Origin of the sequence: Cohnella yongneupensis (genome assembly GCF_042655785.1) — a bacterium.
In the GTDB taxonomy this organism is placed as follows: Bacteria; Bacillota; Bacilli; order Paenibacillales; family Paenibacillaceae; genus Cohnella; species Cohnella yongneupensis.
This window is the reverse complement of the sequence record NZ_JBHSNC010000024.1, coordinates 320,248-330,644: the sequence shown is the minus strand read 5'-3', so window position 1 is coordinate 330,644 and position 10,397 is coordinate 320,248. Positions and strand designations below refer to the sequence as shown.

The following is a 10,397-nucleotide window of genomic DNA, read 5'->3' as shown; positions in this document are numbered from 1 at the left end:
TCTATTTCATTAACATGGTGGCTCTCACTCATTAACTCAATGGCTCTATGGCGCCGAAATACTCAAAAACAGGCTTCGTAGACAATTTGTCCGCGAAGTGGACTATGTGACGGAGATGGAAGACAGTAAGTCTGAGAGATGGACGTAAAGTCTGTTGCTTACCGTCTGAGAGTCTCACTAATAAGATATATAACTAATACTCAATTACAAGAATCAACTAAAGAATCACTTGAAAAAGAAACAGCAGACGCGCCGTTGGCGGTCTGCGATTTCGGGGGAGATTCTTGATTCTTGGGGGGTAAAGTGGGCGGATTGCTCTTTACAAGAAAGAACATGGAGTCCGCCGCTGCCGCCGAGGGCGGTGCTGCCACTCAATCAATCTCTATGAGTTCCTCAATACGGATGTCTAACTTCTTGCAGACGAGTTCAAGTGTCTCTAAGTAAACCCTGTCTACGTTATCAGAACAAAGATGATTAATGGTACTCGCGCGGAGTCCTGTTATTCGCCCGAGTTCCCGTTGGGAAATCCCCTTCTGTTCTAATATCTGACGTAGCCTTACACGTATCGCCATGTTTACCCTCCGAGAGTAACGCTTAACCGTACTGAAACTTTGACACGATTATATCATCGTTCTAAGTAAAAGTCATTGTGTGTTTCGGTTAAGCGGTATATAATCTAGCTATGATTCGGTTAAGCGTTACGTTAATCTGAATTATCGTAACGGAGGGGGATAAATAGCATGAATGTCATAGGTTACGTCAGGGTTTCAACGAGTGGACAAGCCAAAGATGGTTACAGTCTAACGTATCAGAAGGATGAAATTCGTTCCTATTGTCAGGAACAAGGATGGAACTTACTAAATGTCTACAGCGATGAAGGAATCAGCGGGGCGAAGGTGGACGAGGATGCGCTAGAGGTGGACAGAATTGGCTTTCAGAGCATGTTGTCAGCCTTAGCCACCCGAACCTATGACGCAGTTGTTGTGCTCAATACGAGCCGTTTATGGCGGTCTGACATCGTAAAGGTATTGGTTCATCGGGAGTTCAAGAAGTACGGAGTTGATGTGAAAAGCATTGATCAGCCGACTTATTCCATCTTCAAGCGAGACCCATCCGACTTTCTAATCAATGGACTTATGGAATTGCTAGACGCTTATCAGAGACTTGAAATCTGCATGAAATTAAGCAGAGGACGTAATAAGAAGGCTGAACAGGGCGGCTATGCCGGAGGACGTGCGGCGTTCGGCTACAAAGCCCGTAAAGGTAACAAGGCAATAGAAGTAAACGAGAAGCAAGCACAAGCAGTAATACGGCTCTTTGACATACGGGAACAGTACCCGAGTTGGACTCTTGAGAGAATAGCGTCAGCATTGAATGAGGAAGGCTTTACAACGCAACAAGGCAAGATGTTTACGAAGGTGCAAGTAAAGCGGATATTAGACCGCAAGAGCTTATATCAAGGGCTATACCGCTATGGCGGCATAGAAGCAGAGGGGCTACACCAAGCAATCATTTAATCGGAGTATTGTAGAAAATGAGGATTCGCTAACGTGTCTTTGCGGCTTGTCCGCTCGAACTGAGGATGCGACCTGATTATTAGACAATACCCGTAACCATCCAATTGGGTGGTTACTAATGGGCGGGAATATTGTTTCCTGCTCGTCAGTAACTATTCAATTCTAACAACAAGGAGTGACGAGAATGATTCAGCCTGACAAATTGGTATATGTGGGGGTAGACCTTCACAAGCAGCATCATACAGCCGTAATCATTGACTGTTGGAATAAGAAGCTAGGAGAAATTAAGTTTGACAACAAGCCCACAGCGTTCCCGCATCTAGAGAAGGAAGTCAAGAAGCATACGAAAAAGGGAATGTCCATTGTGTATGGCTTGGAGGACGTGGGCGGCTATGGGAGGGCATTAGCGGTTCACCTGACGGAGAACGGATGTTGGGTAAAAGAAGTTAATGCCAAGCTAGCCAATGCAAGACGAAAGAGCCATGTGACGATTCAGAAGTCTGATGAATGGGATGCTGAATGTGTGGCAAAGGTTCTACGGGATGAACTACCGAACCTGCCGGATGCCAAGCCAATTGACTTGTATTGGGCGATTAGTCAGCTAGTCACGATGCGTAAATGGCAAGCTAAGAGCCTTACAGGAGTAGTTAAACGGCTGCATCAGCAGCTAGGTTATCACTATCCGAGTTACAAGAAGTTCTTCTCTCAAGTGGACGGTAAAACGGCTTTAGCCTTTTGGCATAAGTATCCGTCACCTTCTCGACTGTCAGGCGTGGGGGTGGAGGAACTAGCAACTTATCTCCGAAAGCTTAGCAATAACGGATTATCGACCAAGAAAGCCGAACAGATACTGACGCTAATAGTCGAAGATGGCGATACAAGCCGCGACTTTCAAGACAAGAGAGACTTTATTGTCGTAGGTCTTGTTAAGAGTATCCGCTTTTACGGGCGGGAGATAGCCCGTATCGAGCAGGAAATCGAGAGCCTGATGAAACAGTTAGGTTTCCAACTAGAGACGATGACAGGCATTGAACTTGTAACGGCTGCTGAACTGGTATCAGAGATTGGAGACATTCACCGTTTCGCAAGCCCTGACAAGCTTGCACGATTCGCCGGAATCGCTCCAATTGTGGCGGGTTCGGGTAATAAGGTTCGTTTCTACAAGAGCAAGCAAGGCAATAGAGAACTACATGACATCATCAAAGCCCTTGCGATTCGTAAGGGTTGCCGTTACTCGTACCAAGAAAGAGCCGCGCAATCCTTACTTCCATGCATACTACGAGCAGAAAATGGCGGCGGGTAAGACCAAGCAACAAGCGATTGTCTGCATTATGAGGAAGCTCGTCAACGTCATCTTCTACCTTATGAAAACCAAGTCAGCATATGTAATCCCAGTAGTATCCAGTAGTGTAGCGGCATGATAATATCATAGTATCGGGCGGCGATTGTAGCGAAAACAGTCAGCCGCCCATTTTATTAGGAAAGTACGCTTTATAAACTAGGATACGTATGAGGGGCAGATTGATAATCCGCTAACGTTAAACATCTATACGTATGTTGAGAATAATCCGTTAATCAACATCGACCCGACAGGGCATTGGAGTTTGAAGAAGGCTTTTAAGGCGGTAGCTACTGTAGCCAAAGTGGCTTACAATGTAACTATCGGCGATGACATAAGAACGCTGACTAGCTCCAACGCATCGTTTGGTGCAAAGCTCCTAGCAGGTGTGAGCCTTGCATCTAACTTTATTCCGGGCGGCGGTGCAATTGCCAAGGTTGGAGTTAAGCTAGTCGCAAAAGAAGTTGCGCAAGCTGTTGAAAAGAAACTAGTCAAAGAAGCAGGAGATACTGCAAAAGGGATAATTTATAAACGAACTGATTTAAACACAGGAAAAGAATACATTGGTCAATCGAAAAGTATGGAACGTTATGAAAAAAGACAAGCTGAACATAGTAGGGCTAATAAAGATGCAGAATATCATTTCGAAATAGTTGGAAGAGCAGAGCCTGGAAAAAAACTTGATGTATTGGAACAGAAAAAAATAAATGAACACGGTGGAGTAAAGAATTTAGAAAATAAGAGGAATCAGATTAGCGAAAAGAAGTGGGAACAATACGGAATCCAACCTCCGAAAAAGAAAAAGTAAGGAGTGAGTCCAATTGGTTCGAAAGAAGAAATCAGGCATTACTGTTGCAATTGGTGATGTATTCGCCATACCTCTTGGCGAAAATCAATTTGGTTACGGACAAGTTGTGGGGGGAGGGCATCCCAAAATCTATGTTATCTATCATTTATTAGCGGAATCACATCCCGATATTAATGATATTGTAAGTAACAAAATCATTTATTTTACGCACACTGTTGATGTACCAATTGAAGATGGTGACTGGGTATTAATTGGAAATACAGATGTGCCAAAGGGTATAGTATTTCCTGAGTACATTGTCGACACGTCTAGTGGATATCATGTTACTGATTATCAAGGCAATATTTTGCGCATTGCGACAGAAAGTGAGAAAGAGAATTTGAATACCCATAGTTCATTTTCACCTTCGGTTTTGGAGAAAGCAACTAAGGCGCATTTTGGACTTGGCGAGTGGTATCCGTATTTCGATAAAATTAAATATAAATATTGATAATCCATAAGACCAAATTAATATCGTGCTTTTTGCCACATGCGAGTGTAACAACTCCATGTGGTTTTTCTTTTTCTTGATTGTGATCCCCACCCAGTGCCGAATGAAGCGGATAATTAGCTTATTAAAAAACTGAATTTTAATGTTACAAATCACGTCGAACTTACTATTTATATATTAAGAACGTTGAAAGGAAAAGTAATCGTATAACGAGAAATTACAAGAAAGAAAGTAAAGCAAAATCGAAGCGACCTTCACGAAGTAAATCACATTAGCATTCACGCCGACCAAGCCCAAAGCTTGGTCATTTTTAATTCGTTTAAAAAATCTGCCTCAATTGCGTTTAATATCCCTAAAAAAGAAAGGGACATAACGCATGAAACAAAAACGTAAAAAACAAACTACGCCTGAGATCGAACAAAGATTCCATGAACTATATGACGCCGTTCAAGCCGACATTGATCAAATCAATCTAGCCAAACAAAATCAATCCGAAGCTGAACATCGAGCAACAGTAGAACAAGAAAACGTGCAGAGCTGGGGCCGACAAGAATTTGAAACACTAAACACCTTAATGGCGCAGTATAAACAGACAAATGATTCTAATTTGTTTAATACCATGTGGCACGATCATCTCAAGAAATTAACCGATCGATACCTAAACCGTTTCATCATCAAAGGTTTACCTTTTATGGCTCGACGCTTATTTTTAACGGGCACGACAGTTGATGAATTACAAGACGAGTTGTATCTTGTTCTTCTCCATGCGATTCACGATTGGAAGCCTGACGCGAAGAATCATCGTACTTTGAACTTTGCTACTTATTATGAAAAAGCAGTCGAATTCTATAGTGGCAATCTGCTTCGCAAATTCAATAGCAAGTGCCATAATCAACTCAGCTTGCAAAACTTAAACTTTTATAGCGAAGCAGAAGTTAATCTACTCTTGTTAGATGAACCTAAGTTAGCCGAACATTTTCAACAGCAATCTGATGTAGAGCATGTTCTGACGGAGCAATATATCGAAAGATTTGTTCGAACACGTTTGTCGAAACAGCAAGCGCATTTGTTCTACTTACTTCAAGATAAGCAGCTATCTGTTGCTGAAATTGCGAGCACATTCAAGATCCCACGTATGACCGTATATCGAAGACGCGAGCAACTACAGAAATTATGGTTGGCATATGAACGCGAAAATTGCTCTGACTAAAAATCATTAAAAAATCGGGTCATTCTCTAGACTGCGCATAGGATGGCCCTCGAATCACGAGATATTTTCCAAGGCATATTTCTAGTTAAGTAACACAATTACATTGTGTTACATGAACAAAATACCCACGAGGCCTTAAGCAGCATACCTTCGTGGGTATTTTCATTCATGTGCTGAAAAAGCCGTGTACGATGAATGTAACACTTTATATAATAACTATATAGTTAATTACATTTAGTTAGCGGTGATGAATATGGAATTTGTAGAGCCTATTCGTAATAAGAAACAAATCGATGCGATGAAGAAATATCTACGCGGTCAAAATATTCGCGATTATCTGTTGTTGGTATTAGGAATCAATTCAGGTCTTCGCATTTCCGACTTGTTGAAACTAAATATTGAAGATGTGCATCAACAAGAGCGGATCAGCATCCGAGAACAAAAAACAGGAAAGCGCAAAGATTTTCCGCTCTCTGAAATTTGCAAGAAAGCGATTCATGAATTTGTTAAAGTCACAGGTAGAGTATCCGGCGTGTTATTCGCAAGTCGCAAAGGAAATAAGTCCATATCACGTGTGCAGGCGTATCGCATATTAAACGAAGCGGCAAAACAAGTGGGGATTGAAGAAGCGATTGGCGTGCATTCAACCCGGAAAACCTTTGCCTACCATGCGTATCAGAGCGGAGTGGACATTACCCGCATTCAAAAGCTGCTGAATCATTCTTCGCCAAGTGTGACGTTGGCCTACATAGGGATTACAAAAATGGAATTGGATGAAATCTACATCAGCCTAAATTTGTAAGGATAATTAGAGTTGAAGTGTCAAAACTGTAACTTTTCAACGAGCAATAAATTTACACTTCCCGTTCAAGAACGGGCACAAGTAATTATCTGTCCAACGACTTGTATGAAATATTGAAGTGAAAGCAAGTGGACAGGAAGTGTAAACATGAATCAACAATTACTTATGAATTTCGCCGAGGCCATTCAACATAAACAGATTGTACGATTAACATTCAGGACGAAAGATAACCGGACGTTAATGAGAAGATGTGCGCCCCTCGATTTAGCGCCTAGTCTGAGAGCGAATAATAAGCATTATAAGTTTCATTTTTGGGATTACGATAGCGTACCCAAGCCGCATCTACTCAGTATCAGCCCCGAACAAATCATTGGACTGGAGATCATGCAAGAGCATTTCGACCCGAAGCAAGTTGTAACATGGAATGCACGTTGGACAATCGCAAGAGACTGGTTCTAAGAGTTCAAACTAATCGCTATGGCACGATTTTCATTCGTGTCATAGTTTTTTTTGTTTTTGTTTAATAAAGTTGGGCCAACTTCGTACTATGTTTGGGTGAAATTAGAAGACCAAAAAAAATGAAAACACGCACCTTGAAAACTGAAAAGAAATGACCGTGTACGAGTTCCTCTCGTCTTGATACGATCGCTCCCGTAAAGAACTAATTTGACGGAGGTCGTATCCATGAGCGAAGAACAAACCGAACTGGTAGTGCCCGGAAGATTCGGTGTAACCAACAAGCAGTTGATTCCGGTATTAAAGCAAGCTGTAGGCGATCAAGACGTGAACAAGTTGATTTTGCTTAAAGCGAAATATTTGTACACATTCGACAAATCGATTAGATATTTGAGCAAGAAAGAACGCGATTTTATTTCAGAGCATGTGAAGTAAAGACCGGAAACCAAGCAGCAAGAAATTGGATAAAAGAAGCGTAAGTGTTTGCTAGCGTATCTTTGCGGCCCGTCCGCTCGAACTGAGGATGCAGCCTTACGCTTTTACCTTATCTTGTTGCCGTTGATGGTTTTAGTCTACATGATGAGAGGAAAATATTTATGAATCCACAACACTATGTTTATGTCGGCGTTGACCTGCATAAGCAGCATCATACGGCCGTAATCATCGACTGTTGGAATAAGAAGCTGGGCGAGATCAAGTTCGATAATAAGCCAAACGCGTTCCCGTCGTTTACCAAAGAAATAAAGAAGCATTTGACCAAGGAAATGAAAGTCGTATATGGACTGGAAGACGTAGGTGGATATGGACGAGCCTTAGCCGTGTATCTCACTGAGAACGGCTGTTGGGTCAAGGAAGTGAACGCGAAGCTGGCTAATGCAAGACGTAAGAGCCATGTCACAGTTCAAAAGTCGGACTCTTGGGATGCAGAGAATGTAGCGCGGGTATTGCGCGATGAGTTACCATTCTTGCCTGACGCGAAGCCGATCGATTTGTACTGGGCAATCAGTCAACTGGTCAATCAACGCCGATGGGTTGCGAAACACTTGTCAGGACAGGTGAAGAGGCTTCATCAGCAGCTAGGTTATCACTATCCGAGTTACAAGAAGTTCTTCTCCGAGGTGGACGGCAAGACCGCGTTGGCCTTTTGGTGGAAGTATCCGTCTCCACATCAGTTGAAAGACGTGACGACAGAGCAATTGACGGTGTTCCTCCGGAAGTTAAGCAACAACGGGTTATCTACCAAGAAGGCTATTCAAATCAAGGAATTAATTGATGCGGATGGAGATACATTGCGTGATTTTCAAGATCAACGCGATTTCATCGTTCAAAGCTTGGTAAGAGATATCCGCAGCTCTGAGCGCAATCTGACACGTGTAGAGAACGAGATTCGAGAGTTAATGGGTCAATTAGGCTTCCGGTTAGAGACGATGACAGGGATTGATCTAGTCACCGCAGCGGAACTCGTAGCGGAGATTGGCGATATTCATCGTTTTGCGAATGCAGACAAGTTGGCACGCTTTGCCGGGATTGCTCCGATTATGGTCGGTTCGGGCAATAAATCGCGCAATTACAAAAGTAAGCAGGGCAATCGGGAACTGCATGACATTATCAAAGCTTTAGCGATACGTCAGATAGCCGTTACCCGCACCAAGAGAGAGCCTAGAAATTCATATTTTCATGCCTACTACGAACAAAAACTGGCAGCGGGTAAGACGAAGCAACAAGCCATCGTCTGCATCATGCGAAAGCTGGTGAACATCATTCACTTTCTGATGCGAACAAAAGCTGCTTATGTTATTCCAAATGTACCCAATTCACATGCTGGATGATACAATTGTTGTGGGCGGTGATTGCTAAACAATCCCGCCCGAACATTAATAAGAATGACGCTTTATTAACTAGGATACGTATGAGGGGCAGATCGATAATCCACTCAGTCTGAACATTTATACGTACGTTGAGAATAACCCGCTCATCAACATCGACCCGACTGGACATTGGAGTCTTAAGAAGGCGTTCAAGTCTGTAACGAAAGCTGCGAAGACAGCCTATAATGTTGCGGTCGGAGACGACATTAAGACGTTGTTCAACTCGAATGCATCGCTTGGTTCAAGGGTAATGGCTGGCGTCAGCTTGGCTTCTAACTTTATTCCTGGTGGGGCAGCAGTAACTACCACACTTAAGATAACGGGAAAAGCTGCTAAAGCAGTGAGTACGACAGTTGATACTGTGAAGGTTGCTGCAAAAGTTCATAAAAACTCAGACAATTATGTTGGTCACCAGGGAGTATATGAGATAAAAGTTGATGGTAACTTGCAAAAGTATGGGAAAGCAGATATGACTAAAACCTCATCCACGGGGAACCCTACGAGGTTACAAACGCAATTAAATAAGCTACAAAAACAAAATCCTGGAAGCTCAGTTACAGGCAAGGTAATATATGAGAATAAGAGTATAAGTACAGCGAATATCAAGAAAGTTGAAACAAAGTATGTTCAAAGTTACTATACTAGCAATCAGAAGTTTCCACCCGGTAATCAAAATCATCCTGGAATTAAAAGATAGGAGGAATAGGAATTTGATTACAACATGTAGTTTATTTAGTGAATCAGGGAGTTATTTTTCAATTAGTTATAAAGTCGACCTTTATATTAGAAAAAGTCTGAACGAAATGATTGCATCAAAAATTAAAGAATTTGCCACTCAAGGTCTACTTATTAATCTAATAGTCTCTACGAACAAAAAGACAGTTGCTGTTGAGGTAAGAGGCCCAGATATAAATATTAGGGATGGTTTTATCAATTGGGGTCTATGGCTTCCGTATCATGAAATTACAAGTGCCTCAGAACAAATAGTTCCATATTTAAAATGTTACTTTGAAGCAATCACTCAGGTGTTTGGATACTATAATGTATCCGCGAGTGATGTTAGATTGGTTCAACAAATCGTTGAGAAAGAGATAATTGGAAATAGCGAATATGTTTATGGTGAAGAAAACACACCTGAAATTGATTTATCAGACTTGGATTTAGACTGAATAAATCTTTTTTAGAAAACTATAGCCTTAGCATTGGTTAAAAACTATCAGACCACATAAGAGTGTAATAACTCCATGTGGTTTTTCTTTTGCCATACCAGTTGACATACCTTGTTGCAAGGGACGGTAATAGTAGATTACTAATTGCTCGTGAGACAAAAGCATCAAGCATCAAGTATGTATTAGAAACAAATTTTAATGCATTGAAAGATTTTAATACTCGTTTAAGCAAAAACGGTTTACCTAATAGCGGTACAAACAAACTACCCAAAAAAAGTAGGGGATTTATTTGAAATGGAACATCAACGAAGATGCTCTCAATAAAAGAATTGATAAGTTATCTAGTTGGGATGATTGGAGCATTCTTGAAGAAGAGTTTTTTCAACTAAGCAACTGGCCTGAAAAGCCTCTGGAAATCCTAGAGTCTGAATCTGCTAGAAGTGATGTTGAGATTAATGGGTGCTGGTGGAAACCTGTAATTGACCCTTTAGAAGTACCTCCTGAGATCCAGTACCTTTATGAAAAGTCAAGACTACGGGTCTTTTCTAAGCTTGAACCTGAAGCTGCTGAAAATAATAGTAAACACCCTGAATGGTATGGAAAATGGTGCATATACTGCGAAATTTGGACTGAAGTGTATCCTGAATGGAACTGTCCAAGTTGCGGTAAAGAAGTATTGCCAATTGTAATTAATGATTAACCCAGTAGTATCCAGTAAGTATTAGAGCATCAATCATA

At 41.6% G+C, this 10,397-nt stretch carries 12 protein-coding genes and 1 pseudogene; 12 read left to right on the top strand and 1 reads right to left on the bottom strand.

The window, feature by feature from the left end; all coding sequences use genetic code 11:
• Positions 1–371: 371 nt before the first annotated feature.
• A complete protein-coding gene (locus ACFPQ4_RS08650; protein ID WP_373231856.1) occupies positions 372–572 on the bottom strand; it encodes a helix-turn-helix domain-containing protein in 201 nt (66 codons plus the stop codon).
• Positions 573–740: 168 nt separating this feature from the next.
• Here ACFPQ4_RS08650 and ACFPQ4_RS08645 point away from each other — a divergent pair, with 168 nt between their 5' ends.
• The 12 genes and pseudogenes from ACFPQ4_RS08645 to ACFPQ4_RS08590 all read left to right on the top strand — a co-directional run bounded on the left by ACFPQ4_RS08645 (position 741) and on the right by ACFPQ4_RS08590 (position 10,359).
• Positions 741–1,517 carry a recombinase family protein gene (locus ACFPQ4_RS08645; RefSeq protein WP_378111388.1) on the top strand — a complete coding sequence of 259 codons (777 nt, stop codon included), beginning with the start codon at positions 741–743 and terminating at the stop codon, positions 1,515–1,517.
• 184 nt (positions 1,518–1,701) lie between these two features.
• Positions 1,702–2,938 (top strand): annotated as a pseudogene (locus ACFPQ4_RS08640) (IS110 family RNA-guided transposase).
• A gap of 183 nt (positions 2,939–3,121) precedes the next feature.
• A complete protein-coding gene (locus ACFPQ4_RS08635) occupies positions 3,122–3,664 on the top strand; it encodes a GIY-YIG nuclease family protein (protein WP_378111387.1) in 543 nt (180 codons plus the stop codon).
• Positions 3,665–3,677: 13 nt separating this feature from the next.
• Positions 3,678–4,154: an Imm26 family immunity protein gene (locus ACFPQ4_RS08630; RefSeq protein ID WP_378111386.1), complete on the top strand. Its 477-nt coding sequence runs from the start codon at positions 3,678–3,680 to the stop codon at positions 4,152–4,154.
• Positions 4,155–4,530: 376 nt separating this feature from the next.
• Positions 4,531–5,364 (top strand): sigma-70 RNA polymerase sigma factor region 4 domain-containing protein, encoded by an 834-nt coding sequence (locus tag ACFPQ4_RS08625; protein ID WP_378111385.1) that lies wholly within the window; start codon positions 4,531–4,533, stop codon positions 5,362–5,364.
• Between the two features lie 253 nt (positions 5,365–5,617).
• Positions 5,618–6,166, top strand: coding sequence for a site-specific integrase (locus ACFPQ4_RS08620; protein WP_378111384.1), 549 nt, complete (start codon positions 5,618–5,620; stop codon positions 6,164–6,166).
• A 147-nt stretch (positions 6,167–6,313) separates the two neighbouring features.
• Complete coding sequence (locus ACFPQ4_RS08615; RefSeq protein WP_378111383.1) at positions 6,314–6,625, top strand: hypothetical protein; 312 nt, start codon at positions 6,314–6,316, stop codon at positions 6,623–6,625.
• A 225-nt stretch (positions 6,626–6,850) separates the two neighbouring features.
• Entirely contained in the window at positions 6,851–7,057 is a 207-nt protein-coding gene (locus tag ACFPQ4_RS08610) for a hypothetical protein (protein WP_378111382.1), read from the top strand.
• 161 nt (positions 7,058–7,218) lie between these two features.
• Positions 7,219–8,451, top strand: a complete 1,233-nt coding sequence (locus ACFPQ4_RS08605; RefSeq protein ID WP_378111381.1) for an IS110 family RNA-guided transposase — start codon at positions 7,219–7,221, stop codon at positions 8,449–8,451.
• Positions 8,452–8,704: 253 nt separating this feature from the next.
• Complete coding sequence (locus tag ACFPQ4_RS08600) at positions 8,705–9,187, top strand: hypothetical protein (RefSeq protein ID WP_378111380.1); 483 nt, start codon at positions 8,705–8,707, stop codon at positions 9,185–9,187.
• Positions 9,188–9,200: 13 nt separating this feature from the next.
• Positions 9,201–9,659, top strand: coding sequence for a hypothetical protein (locus ACFPQ4_RS08595; RefSeq protein ID WP_378111378.1), 459 nt, complete (start codon positions 9,201–9,203; stop codon positions 9,657–9,659).
• A 289-nt stretch (positions 9,660–9,948) separates the two neighbouring features.
• Positions 9,949–10,359 carry a hypothetical protein gene (locus tag ACFPQ4_RS08590; RefSeq protein WP_378111377.1) on the top strand — a complete coding sequence of 137 codons (411 nt, stop codon included), beginning with the start codon at positions 9,949–9,951 and terminating at the stop codon, positions 10,357–10,359.
• Positions 10,360–10,397 lie beyond the last annotated feature (38 nt).

What these genes read in the sequence shown, in the direction of transcription:
- ACFPQ4_RS08620 (WP_378111384.1), top strand. Translation starts at nt 5,618, where the DNA reads ATGGAATTTGTAGAGCCTATTCGTAATAAGAAACAAATCGATGCGATG.
- ACFPQ4_RS08615 (WP_378111383.1), top strand. Translation starts at nt 6,314, where the DNA reads ATGAATCAACAATTACTTATGAATTTCGCCGAGGCCATTCAACATAAA.
- ACFPQ4_RS08645 (WP_378111388.1), top strand. Translation starts at nt 741, where the DNA reads ATGAATGTCATAGGTTACGTCAGGGTTTCAACGAGTGGACAAGCCAAA.
- ACFPQ4_RS08650 (WP_373231856.1), bottom strand. Translation starts at nt 572, where the DNA reads ATGGCGATACGTGTAAGGCTACGTCAGATATTAGAACAGAAGGGGATT.
- ACFPQ4_RS08610 (WP_378111382.1), top strand. Translation starts at nt 6,851, where the DNA reads ATGAGCGAAGAACAAACCGAACTGGTAGTGCCCGGAAGATTCGGTGTA.
- ACFPQ4_RS08625 (WP_378111385.1), top strand. Translation starts at nt 4,531, where the DNA reads ATGAAACAAAAACGTAAAAAACAAACTACGCCTGAGATCGAACAAAGA.
- ACFPQ4_RS08605 (WP_378111381.1), top strand. Translation starts at nt 7,219, where the DNA reads ATGAATCCACAACACTATGTTTATGTCGGCGTTGACCTGCATAAGCAG.